Genomic DNA, 14,763 nt, shown 5'->3' with positions numbered 1-14,763 from the left:
AAATATTAACTATCCTGTTGCGTTGCTTCGAGTTCTTCCCATCTCTCGAATGCGATTTCCAACTCCTGCTCTAGCGCAGCAAGTTGTTCCAATACCGGTTGAGTCTGTTCTACAGGTTTTGCGAAGAACTCTGGGTTGTTCACTTGCTCCTGTAGGCTCTCAATATCCGACTCTAATTGTTCAAGTTTAGCTGGTAGAGCTTCTAATTCTCTTTGCAGCTTATATGATAACTTCTTTGTGTTGTTCTTAGGTTGGGCTGTTTTGGGAGTTTCCTCAACCACTTTCTCATTTTTCGTTGTTTTTTCAACCGATTGACGAACAGCTCTCGCTTGCTCGCGCTGTTGTCTTGCATCGTGATAACCGCCGACAAACTCTTCAATTATTCCGTTGCCCTCGAAGATCCAGCTTGTAGTCACCGTATTATCAACAAATTCTCGGTCGTGGCTTACTAGCAATAACGTACCATGATAGTTGGCAAGCATTTCTTCTAAAAGTTCCAACGTTTCGATATCCAAATCGTTGGTTGGTTCGTCTAGAATAAGTAAGTTGTTTGGCTTCAATAAGATACGAGCCAACAACAAACGGTTTTTTTCACCGCCAGACAGCGCTTTAACCGGTGTTCTTGCGCGTTTGGGGGCGAATAAGAAATCCTGAAGGTAACTTAGCGCATGACGTTGACGCCCGCCAACCATCACTTCTTGTTTACCATCAGCCAAGTTATCAAGCACCGTTTTTTCTGGATCCAAGATTTCTCGATATTGGTCAAAATACGCGACGTCGAGTTTAGTACCGCAATGCAGACGACCAGATTGAGGTTCTAGCTGACCTAATAGCAATTTAAGTACTGTACTTTTACCACAACCATTTGGGCCGACAAGTGCGATACGATCGCCACGCATGATATTAAAGCTAAAGTTGTCAACGATGGTTTTGCCTTCGTAAGCAAAAGAAATATTTTCAGCTTCAAAAACAATTTTCCCTGACCGTGAGCCATCATCAATATTTAGATTAACTTTCCCCTGCACATCACGACGACTCGAACGCTCTTCGCGAAGTTTTTTCAATGCACGAACACGCCCTTCATTTCGAGTACGACGAGCTTTAATACCTTGACGGATCCAAACCTCTTCTTGCGCCAACTTCTTATCAAATTCTGCATTTTGCATTTCTTCGACTCGAAGCATCTCTTCTTTTTCAATCAAGTAATTGTCGTAATCACCAGGAAAAGAGGCGAGTTGACCGCGATCTAAATCGACAATGCGTGTCGCCATCGATTTGATGAACGCGCGATCGTGAGAGATGAAAATGATTGAACCTTTAAAATCTTTTAGGAAATTTTCTAACCATTCGATTGTTGTAACGTCTAGATGGTTCGTCGGTTCATCCAGAAGCAATACATCCGGGTCACAAACAAGAGCACGCGCCAAGGCGGCTTTACGCTGCCAGCCACCGGATAAGTCACTCAATTTGGTCTCTGGACTTAACTGCAATGCTCCGAGTACATTTTTAACTCGGTCTTCAAAACGCCAAGCATTAGAATGGTCAAGCAGCTCTTGAGTCTTCGCTAAACGGTTAATGTTTTTCTCACTTGGATCTTGAGCAACAAGATCCAAAAGATCGTGATAGATCTTAAGTTGCTCGCCTACCTCAGTTAAGCCGCCAGAAACATATTCGTAAACAGTGCCTTCTTGATTAAGGGGCGGGTCTTGTTCCAGTCGAGAAACCACAACATCTTGAGTGACCTGAATTTTACCGTCGTCTAAAAGTATCTCACCAGCCAGCACTTTCATTAATGTTGACTTACCAGCGCCGTTTCGGCCGACTAGACAGACTCGTTCGTTTTCTTGCAAGGCAAACTCTGCGTGGTCGAGTAACGGATGATCTCCGAACGCAAGTTGTGCATTATGAATGGTAAGTAATGCCATTATTTTCCAACCAGTTTGTAAGTTGTTCTAAGTCGAACGGCCAGTTCAACTCAGAATCTTGATATTTTAATACAGGAATCGTGACGCCGTAACGAGAAAATAGATCATCATCAAACGCAATGTCAATAATATCCGTTTGTTCTCCTAACCCCGCCTTTTCCACTAAAGTAAATGCCATCTCACAAAGATGGCATCCCTCTGTGCTATACAATATCAGCACTTTTAATGTCCTTATCTTTACCTATTAATCTGCGTGAGTTACCAACCAACAATTGTGGATGTGCTTATTTCGCGCAAAATCTAATGGCAACGTTTGAGATGAAATATTCTGAGCTTTTAAGCCAAGTTCGGCTAGGGCTGCTTCATCCATCTTAAAGTGACGTTTGTTATTTGAGAAAACAATCGTGCCACCTTGTCTTAAAAGGCGTTTTAGATTCGTCATTAATTTAATATGGTCACGCTGAACGTCAAAAGATGTTTCCATGCGTTTTGAGTTAGAAAATGTAGGCGGGTCGATAAAGATAAGGTCATACTCGCCTTTTGCACCTTCTAACCATTGTAAACAGTCTGCTTGTTCATAATGGTGTTGTCGACCCACACAGCCATTAAGTTGCATGTTGTCTTTTGCCCAATTGAGGTAGGTATTAGACATATCTACCGTCGTTGTTGAGCGTGCTCCACCCACGGCGGCGTGGACTGTCGCACTGCCGGTATAAGCAAACAAGTTTAAGAAGTCTTTGCCTTGAGCCATTTCACCAAGTCGACGACGGGTGATTTTATGATCGAGAAAAAGGCCTGTATCAAGGTAGTCATGAAGGTTTACGATCAGCTTCACACCATACTCATGAACTTCTAATGTCTCTGAAACCTGTCCCAATTTTTGGTACTGACTACGCCCTTTTTGTTTTTCGCGAACTTTGAGTACGACTTTGTTTGCTTCTACACCAGTAACTTGAATAGTCGCGCGAATAATATCGGTTAAACGGCGCTTAGCTTTCTCTTCGGGAATATCTTTCGGTGCTGCATACTCTTGAATCACGATGTGATCACCATAAACGTCAATTGCAACGTTGTATTCTGGTAAGTCTGCATCGTAGATTCGGTAACAGTCTAGCTTCTCTTTACGAGCCCATTTACCAATCTTACCGATGTTCTTTTTAAGACGGTTTGAAAAATCGGGAGCGATTTGAACTTGCTTATTATCAGTTCCTTTGATTTCTTCAATACTACGAGCTGCAATTGTGTAGTTTTTTTGGTGACACGGTAACGCACCATTATTTAACTTAAATTGTTTCTCAGCGCGCATACGTAAACAGCTAAGTAGTTCATCGGAACTAGAGAAAATCGAGGCTTTGCAGCCACCGAACTCAGATTTAAGCTGTCCACCAAATGCAGTATACAATGCTATGAGGCCCGGCTCGGTACCCAAACGTTCACCATAAGGTGGGTTCGAAACGATAACCCCATTTTCGAAACCTGTTGGTCGAGTAATGGTCGCAGCATCGCCTTGAGCAAACTCTATCAGCTCTTCAACACCCGCTCTGCGTGCGTTTTCCTGTGCGACTTTAAGAACTCTAGGATCGTTATCAAAGCCATAAAATTTAGCGTCAACTTTTTTGACGCCGCGTCGAGCCTGCACACTCGCTTCCGATTTAATCTCAGCCCACGTTTCTGGCTCGAAATCCTCTAACACCTCAAAGCCCCACTGTTTACGCTTAACGCCAGGCGCCATATTCGCAGCCATCATGGCCGCTTCGATAAGCAGCGTACCCGAGCCGCACATTGGGTCGAGTAATGGCTGGTGACCATCCCAACCACAGCGCATGATAATCGCAGAGGCAAGCGTTTCACGAAGTGGTGCTCGACCGGATTCTGGGCGGTAACCACGTTGGTGGAGCCCACTTCCTACCATGTCTACACCAAGTAGCGCTTTGTCTTTATGTAAACGGACATGAACTCTAACGTCGGGGCTTTCTTTACTGATATTAGGACGCGGTAGTCCTTTGTTTTCAAAACAGTCTACGATGCCATCTTTGACTTTCATCGCCCCGTATTGACTGTTTCTAATTTCATGGTTTGTACCATTAAAGTCCACAACAAAGCGTTTTGAGCTATGAAATTGATTAACCCAATTAATCGCGGATGTGGATAGATACAAGTCCATGTCGTTGTTACATGTGAACTCAGATAAAACACGTACAAATCGAGACGCTAAACGGCTCCACAAACAACAGCGGTAAACTTGTTCGTTTGTCGCTTTAAATTTTACGCCTGCCTGTACTGGTTTCGCATTTTCGATGCCTAGTTTAGTCAGTTCTTCAACAAGCAAGTTTTCCATGCCATTTGAAGTTACCGCGAGATATTGATTCATAGTGTTCTTTCGCTGATAAAAATGGCTTCAATTATACCTGACTTTAGGATCAATGCCTCGTTTTTAAAGGCATTTTCCTATCTGTTAGAACAAACCCTCACCAGTTTTATAATCTGAAAGTTTCAACATTTTTGATTCTCACCACTTTTGCACAATCAACGACGTTCAAGGGGCGCAAGCGAAGTGAATACTTATTCTCAATACTCTTGGACTATACCAAGAGTATTGAGTGGGTGAAATTTACTTACATTTCCTCAATATAGAGGAATAAATGACGAAAATATAAGTGTCGCGTTGACTAATCCTAGGAATTATTAAGATGAAAAAAGTGAGATAAAAGTGACCAGCTTCATATTTACATGTTTAGAAAAAACACAATTGTATGAGCAATTAGGCTTAGAGGAGTAAAGAAAGAGACAAAAAAAATCGACCGATACGGTCGATTAAGGAAGACATAGGAACGAAACAAAGAAAAATAAAACTGATTTAGCCAACCATTGCCATCGGTGTGAGCGCTAATAAATGGCTTGCGCAAGCCATACGGTCATGCATCACTTTAATTGGTTGGCCGAACTGAAGTACTTTGCTGCCATCGAGAACAAACTCGTTCTGACCCGCATAAGCACACAAACTTGATGTTTCACCGGGCTCTAAAACGATAAATATACCTTCAGAGTATTGATTAGTGAGAAATACCATGCCCCCTTCTTCCGGCTCATAGCCAGTTGACTGGGCATCGAAAAACCAACTTTTAGGTTGTACAGGCTTGTGAAAACGCTGAGCTGCGACGCAATACAGTGTTAATTCAGCTTGGCGGTATTCATTGATATCGAGACAACGGATGCGTTCATTGAACGTTTGGAAAGCACTAGCGTCATCAACGGTAAATTCATTTTTAGAGAAGGCGCAGTTGACCAACAATTTTCGGGATAAATTGGTTTGGAAAATCATTTCCTCCCCTAGATCCAGCATTAAGAAAGCTTTCTGCTCATCATAATACCAATTCCATTTGTCGCTGGGTTTAAGCATTATTCCGTTCTCTCTTGATTAGTAAAATCAGTGGTTAAGAGGTAAGACGCTTAATTACCTACTCGTTATTTTTGATTTTACAAACCAACGGACAAAAAAAAAGAGGAAACAAGTTCCTCTTTTTTATGTAATACGTGCTGATTTTTCAGCAATTTTTAAGTAATACTAGAGATTCTTAACAATATCGCGTACAAGGCCAGGGCCGTGATAAATGAATCCTGTGTAAACTTGGACTAGCTGCGCGCCCGCCATCATTTTTTCTTTTGCGGCAATGTAAGAGTCCACACCGCCTACACCGATGATCGGCAGTTTATCTTCTAGTGTTTGATGAAGTTTACGAACTACCTCAGTCGAGCGAGATTGCACAGGTCTGCCACTTAAACCGCCAGCTTCGTTAGCGTGCTTCATGCCTTCTACCATCGTACGATCAAGTGTTGTGTTGGTCGCTATCACACCATCAATGTTGTTCTTTAGTAAAGAGTCGCAAATCTGGTTGATTTCATCATCGCTCAAATCTGGCGCAATTTTTAGCGCAAGCGGAACGTATTTATCGTGCTTTTCAGCAAGTTCCGCTTGCTTAGCTTTTAACTCAGAAAGAAGAGCATCAAGTGCTTCACCGTATTGAAGTGAACGCAATCCTGGAGTATTTGGCGACGAGATATTTACCGCGATATAGCCAGCGTACTCATACACTTTTTCCATACAAATCAAGTAGTCTTCTGTCCCTTTCTCTATCGGCGTGTCTTTATTCTTTCCGATATTAATTCCGAGAACGCAATCGAACTTGGCTTTTTTTACATTTTCAATCAAGTGATCAACGCCGAGGTTATTAAATCCCATACGATTGATGATGCCCTCAGCTTCAACTAAACGGAACAAGCGTGGTTTATCATTACCAGGTTGAGGACGAGGCGTTACGGTACCGACTTCAACGAAACCAAAACCCATAGCATCAAATGCTTCGATACATTCGCCGTTTTTGTCTAAACCTGCGGCAAGGCCTACAGGATTGCGGAATGTTAATCCCATGCATTCAACTGGACGAATTGGTAATTGCTGACGATAGAGAAGATCGAGTGGTGTGCCGTTAAAGCGTTGGAAGTTCTTGATTGCAAGATCATGTGCCTTTTCGGCATCAAGTTGGAAAAAGCCAGTTCTGGCTAAACGGTAAAGCATTGTGCCTCCGAGAGAAAAAAAGCTCCGTATAAACGGGGCAATATTATTTACTGTTTTCCATCGTAATTCAATGAAAATGAATGTATTAAGAAAAATCCAATATATTTTTTATACTTTTTATTTAAAAACAATCAATTACCATGAAATATCAACCGCCAAGTATATAGTAAATACTCGGAAGTAATCGATTTCAATGTCTTTAAAATTCAACTTGAGTTACGGTGTAACCTTATAGTGGCAAGTCATCTATAATAACGATAGAGAATAAAAAGCCCCGTTATTACGGGGCTTTTATCGGAAGTTTAACTCACCTATTCTTTCGAAGAACAGTTCAAGTTTAGAAGCACCAGCTCACGAAGTGCTACCGAGAATTTGGCAAATTCATGTACTGAGCCTACTTTAAACTCATTTAGGATACTTTCCCAACGTTGTAAAGATTGCTTATTGGTTATCATCCAATCATCCAGTGCTTTGATGACATCTAAGTCATCGGTGGCACATCCACACGTTATAACTTGTGCAGTAAGTTGACGTTGTTGCCAATCCAAATCTTCACGAAATGCCGCTCTTGCTAATGCTTGCCAATTGTTATCAACGGCTTGGCTATTAATTTGCTTCAAGAACCAATGCAACGATAGACGGTCTCCTAAATTGAAATACAGTCTTGATGCTTGCTCAACGGTTTTTCCTGTTTCACTCGCAACAGAAGAAATATCCAATGCGGATTGTAGGCTAGATAAACGAGCAACTTGGTGTGCAAGTTTCTCTTCTACCCCTCTTCTATCCAAACCTGAGCGAGTTCGTTGTGCTCTTCAACTTCCGATTCAACCAGCATGGTATCTAGTGCTTCGGTGATAATATTGACATCTTGTTTATAAATAGCAATCAACTCGCCCACGGTATACTTACTGCTGCGGTTACGAAGTAGCCAACGAGCAATACGGCGTAGCGCACGACGAACATAATACATAATTTCGTATTGAGCTTGTGCCGTTGCGATATTATCAAGCTCTCTTGTTTGCTTAAGAATGTCTGATAAATCGAAGATTTCACGCGCAGCACTGTAGGCATTTGCAATGTCTACTATGCTTGCCCCTGTTTCTTCTTGCAAGCGAGTGACAAAGTTACAGCCCATTTCGTTAACCATTTGATTTGCTAAGGCTGTCGCGATAATTTCTGCTTTCAGTGGATGGTTTACCATCTGACTTTTATAGTTACAACGTAACGCACTTGGGAAGTACTCAACTAGCTGTTTAGCATGGAATTCATCATTGGCGATTTCATCCGTCGCTAATTGTTGTTTCAGTACCATTTTTCCATAAGCAACCAAAACTGACAGTTCAGGACGCGTAAGTCCTAAGCCTTGTTTTTCACGTTCGATCAGGGTTTCGTCGTCAGGAATGTACTCCAATGCACGGTCTAAGTATCCTGCTTTCTCCATAGTATGGATGAATCGGATTTGTTCCTTAACAATGCCGACGCCTTGCTGTTCCGTCACAGAAATCGATTCTGACTGACGGTACGCATCATCTAATACAATTTCACCAACTTCATCTTCCATCGATTCGAGGATTTGGTTGCGTTGTTTCATGGTGAGATCACCATTTGCGACCAATCCATTGAGAAAGATCTTGATGTTAACTTCGTTATCCGAGCAATCAACGCCACCTACGTTATCAACGAAATCCGTGTTGACTCGGCCACCATTCAATGCATATTCGATACGGCCACGTTGGGTCATACCTAGATTACCACCTTCACCAATCACTTTTGCTCTTAAGTCACGGCCATTAATACGTAGTAAATCATTAGCACGGTCACCGACATCGGTATGTGTTTCAGTCGACGCTTTAACATACGTACCAATACCACCATTCCACAACAGATCCACTTTCATTTTAAGGATCATTTGAATCAGATCATTAGGAGCTAAAGAGGCTTTCTTAGTACCTAACATTTTCTGAATTTCCGGTGTCAATTGGATCGATTTTGCACGGCGTGAGAAAATTCCACCACCTTGGGAGATCAACTCCTTGTTGTAATCCTCCCAACTTGATCTTGGTAGATTAAATAATCGATTACGTTCTTCCCAGCTGGTGGCAGAGTCTGGGTTTGGATCAATAAAGATGTGCATGTGATTAAACGCAACTTGCAAACGAATATGCTTCGATAGCAGCATACCGTTACCAAACACATCACCCGCCATGTCACCAACTCCAATCGCAGTGAAGTCCGTAGTTTGACAATTAATGCCCATTTCACGGAAATGGCGTTTTACTGATTCCCAAGCTCCCTTCGCGGTAATTCCCATCGCTTTATGGTCATAACCGTTAGAGCCGCCAGAAGCAAAGGCATCACCTAACCAGAAGTTATATTCAGCAGATACTGAGTTCGCTAAATCTGAGAATGTTGCGGTGCCTTTGTCGGCAGCAACAACCAAGTACGGGTCATCTTCATCGTGACGGATGACGTTCTGTGGAGGAATCACCTCGCCTTCAATGATGTTATCTGACACATCAAGCAACGCTCGAATAAAGCGCTTATAACAGCGTTGACCTTCCGCAAAAATTTCATCGCGGCTTGTTAGCGATGGCTGACGTTTACAAACAAAACCACCTTTCGCCCCAACCGGAACAATAACTGTATTTTTAACTTGTTGCGCCTTAACGAGACCAAGAACTTCGGTACGGAAGTCTTCTTGACGATCCGACCAACGCAATCCTCCGCGTGCAACCTTACCGCCACGAAGGTGAACACCTTCTATATCTGGTGCGTAAACGAATATTTCGAAAGCTGGTACTGGTTGCGGAATTTCTGGGATCTCGCTTGGCTTCATCTTCAAAGATAACCAAGGCTTAGGCTGCTTATCTTCGTCCACTTGATAATAGTTGGTACGCAGCGTCGCCATGATCATATCGATATAGCGACGAATGATACGATCATCATCAAGGCTTTCCACGCGATCCAACTGTCCCGTTAATTTCTTGATAAGATCATTTTGTCCTTTTTCGCTGCCTTTGTGTCTTGGATCGAATCGTTTAGCGAACAGCTTTACTAGCCCAGTAGCCAAATCTGGATAATGAGTTAGTGTATCTTCGATATATTGTTGACTGAATGGGAAGCCTACTTGGCGCATGTAACGTGCATAAGCGCGAAGAATAGAAATCTCACGTCCAGAAAGTGAAGCACCTAGAAGCAACCGGTTGAAGCCATCGCTTTCAAGATTACCAGCCCAAATAGCAGCGAACGCTTGTTGGAAACGGTCGCGAGCTTCACGAAGATCAACGGTTCTTTCGCTCTTATGTAGCATGGAGAAATCAAGGATCCAGGACGTCTGTCCATTATTTTTCTCGATCTCGTAAGGTGATTCACCGATCACTCGCAATCCCAAGTTTTCTAACATTGGCATCACGTCAGAAAGGTGGATTGGCTCGTCACGATGATAGAGTTTTAAACGAACAGCTTTGGAATCAGCGCCCTCTTCTTGAGAACGGTAAAACAACATGCCTAATTTATTGTCGTCACTGAGTGCTTCTAAGCGTTCAATATCAGCGACCGCAGAACCCGGCATCATGTCTTCTTTGTATGAACGAGGGAAAGCCCTCATGTACTCTTTTGAAAGAGGCAGACCTTTACTTTCACCAAAGTTAGCGATGATGGACTCTTCAAGTCTGTCATCCCAAGAGGTAGAAACTTCCATTAGATTTCGCTCGATTTTTTTTACGTCTACGTCAATATTGTTATTGTCTACACGAACAATGTAATGCGTTCTCGCTAATGGGCTTTCAGAGAAGAACGTTGTAAATTCAACCTCTTGTTCACAGCCAAAGTACTGCTTAAGAATGCGTTGAGTTTGACGACGTAATTCCGTGTTGTAGCGATCTTTCGTGACATAAACCATGCAGCTGAAGAAACGACCAAACGGGTCTTTACGAACGAACAAACGCAGCAAGTCACGATCTTGCATTTGCACTACACCCATACCAACTTCCAGCAACTCTTCTTCATTCGCTTGGAGCAATTCATCGCGAGGGTAATTTTCTAGAATATTGTGAAGTGCTTTATATGAGTATGACCCGTGGCGGTATCCACTTGCCTCTAAGATTCGATGCACTTTCTCTCGGATCAGAGGAATGCTTTGCACGGCTTGGTTGTAAACTGCAGAAGTGTAAAGCCCGGTAAAGCGGTGCTCACCGATGACTTTACCATTTTTATCAAACTTCTTAATGCCGATGTAATCGGTATAAGCAGGACGATGGATACGAGATGCTTTGTTACCTTTTGTGATAATTAAAGCGTATGGTTTTTTCGCTTCTAATCTTGCTGAATCGGATAGATCGGATAATTTAATGCTGCGTACACGCTTGTCATCAGCAAATAAACCGAGCCCCTTTTCTTTTGCAGGTACCAATTCTGTTTCGCCATTAACCTCTGCTAAGTCATAGTCTTTATAACCCATAAAGGTGAAGTTGTGATTCTCAAGCCAACGAAGAAACGCGATGGTTTCATCCATACGATCCATTTGGATCGAAACGCGATCTTTATTCTTTTCCAGATCGTCGGTAACGAATTTGAGTTTATCGACCATTTGCTTCCAATCATCAACCACTAAACGAGTATCAGATAAGATTGTTAGCAGCTCTTCTTTAAGCGCCTGCATTTTTTCTTTGCTGGTAAGACGGTCTACTTCAATGTGGAATAGTGACTGAAGTACGCCCCCCTCACCGTTTATATCCGTGACTTGACCTTTTTTATCACGCTGTAACTGAGTAGGATTGTTTAGCATTAAGTGGCAAACAAGATCCAAGCGTGTGAGCGCCATTTTGACTGAGTCGACTAAAAATGGACTATCTGGAACAACGATTTCTACAATTGTGTGGGTGGATTGCCAGCCATGTCGACTAACGGCCGGGTTAAATACTCGCACCGAAATGTCTTCAGGTTTTTTTTCGTTAATATGATGCCAAAGACTGACAACGGCTCCATAAAGATCAGATTCATTTCGATGAATCAAGTCATTATCAGCAATGTTACTGAATAAGTGTTGAGCAAGTTTAGTTACAAGCGTTTGGTGAGGTAGTTCGAGTTTGTCATGAATCAGCTGGTAAACCTTTTCAAGCAAAACCGGCACTACATTTTCACGCGCGGTCATATTCACACTCCACATTAGAATTGTTGTTTTGTAGGGACTTAGTCGCTGGGTCGTTACCCTAAAAACTAAGCATAGGTAATGCATATACCCATTGTAAAAGCATAATTACAAATGTTTAACAACTAATCGTACTGATAAGAGGTGCAATCTTTGATTCTGTGACTAAGATTCCTAATTAACTCTCTACAAAAACGAGGCATCACAGAGTTTCTAACTTTAGAAACTTATTATTTTGGTCAATTGTTAGTCTAAACTGGCCTCTGATGCCGAGTTGATTAAGAAATGGTCTAAATTTAGCTGCGGGCAACTGCAGGCGTAAACCATTATGTGTTATGACTTGAACAACACTTGCAACACCAGAGTAATGAGATAAAAAAGCTTGATAGGAGATGTTGAGGGTAAAGTAGTAATGGGTCATGAGAAAATTAAGTAGAAAGTAAATTAGGGTGCTCGTGATGACCACCCTATTGTTTAGTTGATTATTCGTCTAGTGCTTTAGTCAATTTTTCAAATAAGTCTTTAGCGAGGTTATCCATACTTTTGAGTTTTTCAAGTTCCTCTTGAATCAAAGCTTGTCGCTTTTCATCGTACTTACGGAACTTAAGCAATGGATCAATCATACGAGATGCTACTTGTGGGTTGGAATCATTTAAATGACAAAGAATTTCTCCGGCAAATTGATAACCTGAACCAGACTTGTCATGGAAGCGAACTGGATTAGCATTTAGAAAAGATCCAATCAAACTGCGTATGCGGTTTGGGTTCTTTAAGCTGAATGCATCGTGACTCATGGTCGCTTTCACTTTCTCAAGCGCATTGTTTGCTGGGTTACTACCTTGCAGTGCAAACCATTTATCCATGACCAAACCATCGTGTTTCCATTTGTCGCTGTAATCCGCCATCAATGCTTCGCGGCATTCAAGCTGAGCCGTGTTCGCTGCACTCATCGCTGCAATCGTATCAGTCATGTTGTTCGCAGATTGATATTGTGCTTTCACTAACTGATTGCCTTTCTCAGTATGCGCTAAGTACTGCAAGCATTGATTGCGTAACGCGCGCTTCCCAATAGCTGCATGGTCAATGGTATAATCCGCTTGCTTAAGTGTATGGTAAGTAGCACTTAGCTCATCTTCCAACTCACAAGAAAGTGACAGGGTAATGCTGTTTAATACTTTATCGACAGCATCGATATCAACCTGTTGGTACCAACCGGTGATTTCATTGATCGACGGAAGCGATAGGACTTGAGCAATAAAAGCTGGCTCCAGTTTTTCATCGAGAATCACACCACGGAACGCATCAACCAACTCTTCAGAAAGCTTAATCTCCCCACCCGCTTGAATACGGCGTACGTTTTGGCGAATGTACTTCGCCAATAGCATTTGGCTTGCATCCCAACGAGCAAAATCGTTTGTTGCATGCTTCATCAAAAAGATTAACTCACTATCTTTGTAATCGTATTCTAATTTAACGGGAGCAGAAAATTCACGTAGCAAAGATGGGATTGGTTTTTCTTCTACGTTTTCGAATACAAACGTCTGTTTGTCTTGCTTAATATCTAGAACATTGTGAATGGTTTCACCGTTGATCATCAGAGGAATAGCTTGGCCTTTCGAATCATAGAGCTCGATATCAAATGGAATATGTAGCGCCTGTTTTTCTGCTTGATCGTATGTCGGTTCAGTAAATTGCTCTACCTTTAGCGCATACGTTTTTGCATCGGCATTGTATTCGCTATTTACACGCAGGGTTGGCGTACCTGATTGGCTATACCAGAGACGGAACTGTTGTAGATCGACACCAGTGGCGTCTTCCATTGCACATACAAAGTCTTCACAGGTGGCCGCCGTTCCATCGTGACGTTCAAAGTAAAGCTTCATCCCTTTTTGGAAACCTTCTTCACCCAGTAACGTGTGGCACATACGGATCACTTCACTACCTTTCTCATACACTGTTAAAGTGTAAAAGTTGTTCATTTCAATTACTTTTTCAGGGCGAATTGGGTGCGACATCGGGCTTGAATCTTCAGCAAACTGAGGTCCACGTATAATGCGTACGTTATCAATACGATTTACGGCGCGAGAGCCTAAATCCGATGAAAACTCTTGGTCACGAAAAACCGTTAAACCTTCTTTTAGGCTTAGTTGGAACCAATCACGACATGTTACTCGGTTACCCGTCCAGTTGTGGAAGTATTCATGTCCAATCACGGCCTCAATACCCAGATAATCACGGTCTGTCGCGGTTTGATCATTGGCAAGAACATACTTAGAGTTGAAAATATTTAGCCCTTTGTTCTCCATTGCGCCCATGTTGAAGAAATCAACGGCAACGATCATATAGATATCAAGATCGTACTCAAGATCGAATCGCTCTTCATCCCATTTCATTGAATTGATCAAAGAAGTCATCGCATGACCCGCACGATCTAAGTTACCTTTATCAACAAAGATTTCCAGATCGACATTGCGACCCGATATCGTCGTGTATTTATCACGTAAGACATCAAAGTCACCCGCAACAAGTGCAAAAAGATATGCTGGTTTCGGATGAGGATCTTGCCACTGCACCCAATGACGACCATTCTCAGCATCACCTTCTGCAATACGGTTACCGTTACTTAGCAAATACGGATAAGTCATTTTGTTTGCGATCACTTTGGTAGTGAACTTAGCGAGAACATCTGGGCGATCCAAGTAGTAAGTAATACGACGGAAGCCTTCTGCTTCACACTGAGTACAGAATGCTCCACCTGATTTGTATAACCCCTCTAGTGCGGTGTTTGCTTCAGGATCAATCTTTGTAATGATCTCAACCTCACACTCTGCAGGAAGATCAAAAAGCACGAGCGAGGTTTCTTTCACTTCATGATGTGCCCAATCTTCGCCATTGACTTTAACCGAACGTAACTCCAGCCCTTCACCATCAAGTTCTAATGTTGTTGATTCACCTTTTTGAACAACCTTAGATACTGCTGTCACGATTGTGTCGTTATCATAGAGGTCAAACGTGAGGTCGATGTCGGTGACTGAGTGAGATGGCGTTTGATAATCTTTACGATATTTAGATTGAGGAGCTTGAGCCATGTCCATAAATCCTTGTATTTAGAA

7 protein-coding genes and 1 pseudogene are annotated in these 14,763 nt (G+C 42.3%); all 8 read right to left on the bottom strand.

Annotated elements, in window-relative coordinates; all coding sequences use genetic code 11:
* Nucleotides 1–5: 5 nt before the first annotated feature.
* Nucleotides 6–1,925 (bottom strand): ABC transporter ATP-binding protein, encoded by a 1,920-nt coding sequence (locus AC3D28_RS04245; protein ID WP_488535647.1) that lies wholly within the window; start codon nt 1,923–1,925, stop codon nt 6–8.
* A complete protein-coding gene (locus AC3D28_RS04240) occupies nt 1,903–2,103 on the bottom strand; it encodes a glutaredoxin family protein (RefSeq protein ID WP_488536049.1) in 201 nt (66 codons plus the stop codon). Before AC3D28_RS04240 ends, AC3D28_RS04245 begins: the two co-directional genes overlap by 23 nt.
* Nucleotides 2,104–2,169: 66 nt before the next feature.
* Nucleotides 2,170–4,296, bottom strand: a complete 2,127-nt coding sequence (gene rlmKL / locus AC3D28_RS04235; RefSeq protein ID WP_488535646.1) for a bifunctional 23S rRNA (guanine(2069)-N(7))-methyltransferase RlmK/23S rRNA (guanine(2445)-N(2))-methyltransferase RlmL — start codon at nt 4,294–4,296, stop codon at nt 2,170–2,172.
* Nucleotides 4,297–4,782: 486 nt separating this feature from the next.
* On the bottom strand, nt 4,783–5,325 hold the full coding sequence (locus tag AC3D28_RS04230) for a cell division protein ZapC (protein ID WP_488535645.1): 543 nt from the start codon (nt 5,323–5,325) through the stop codon (nt 4,783–4,785).
* A 165-nt stretch (nt 5,326–5,490) separates the two neighbouring features.
* On the bottom strand, nt 5,491–6,501 hold the full coding sequence (pyrD, locus tag AC3D28_RS04225; protein WP_488535644.1) for a quinone-dependent dihydroorotate dehydrogenase: 1,011 nt from the start codon (nt 6,499–6,501) through the stop codon (nt 5,491–5,493).
* A 311-nt stretch (nt 6,502–6,812) separates the two neighbouring features.
* Nucleotides 6,813–11,653 (bottom strand): annotated as a pseudogene (locus AC3D28_RS04220) (NAD-glutamate dehydrogenase).
* 199 nt (nt 11,654–11,852) lie between these two features.
* Entirely contained in the window at nt 11,853–12,071 is a 219-nt protein-coding gene (locus tag AC3D28_RS04215) for a DUF2835 domain-containing protein (RefSeq protein ID WP_098415588.1), read from the bottom strand.
* A 61-nt stretch (nt 12,072–12,132) separates the two neighbouring features.
* Entirely contained in the window at nt 12,133–14,739 is a 2,607-nt protein-coding gene (pepN, locus tag AC3D28_RS04210) for an aminopeptidase N (RefSeq protein ID WP_488535643.1), read from the bottom strand.
* Between the last annotated feature and the right edge of the window lie 24 nt (nt 14,740–14,763).

This window comes from Vibrio sp. TAP-3B (assembly GCF_057784735.1).
Note: the sequence above shows the minus strand (reverse complement) of the source record. Positions and strands in the feature narration are given on the sequence as shown.

What these genes read in the sequence shown, in the direction of transcription:
- rlmKL (WP_488535646.1), bottom strand. Translation starts at nt 4,296, where the DNA reads ATGAATCAATATCTCGCGGTAACTTCAAATGGCATGGAAAACTTGCTT.
- AC3D28_RS04230 (WP_488535645.1), bottom strand. Translation starts at nt 5,325, where the DNA reads ATGCTTAAACCCAGCGACAAATGGAATTGGTATTATGATGAGCAGAAA.
- AC3D28_RS04215 (WP_098415588.1), bottom strand. Translation starts at nt 12,071, where the DNA reads ATGACCCATTACTACTTTACCCTCAACATCTCCTATCAAGCTTTTTTA.
- pepN (WP_488535643.1), bottom strand. Translation starts at nt 14,739, where the DNA reads ATGGCTCAAGCTCCTCAATCTAAATATCGTAAAGATTATCAAACGCCA.
- pyrD (WP_488535644.1), bottom strand. Translation starts at nt 6,501, where the DNA reads ATGCTTTACCGTTTAGCCAGAACTGGCTTTTTCCAACTTGATGCCGAA.
- AC3D28_RS04245 (WP_488535647.1), bottom strand. Translation starts at nt 1,925, where the DNA reads ATGGCATTACTTACCATTCATAATGCACAACTTGCGTTCGGAGATCAT.
- AC3D28_RS04240 (WP_488536049.1), bottom strand. Translation starts at nt 2,103, where the DNA reads ATGGCATTTACTTTAGTGGAAAAGGCGGGGTTAGGAGAACAAACGGAT.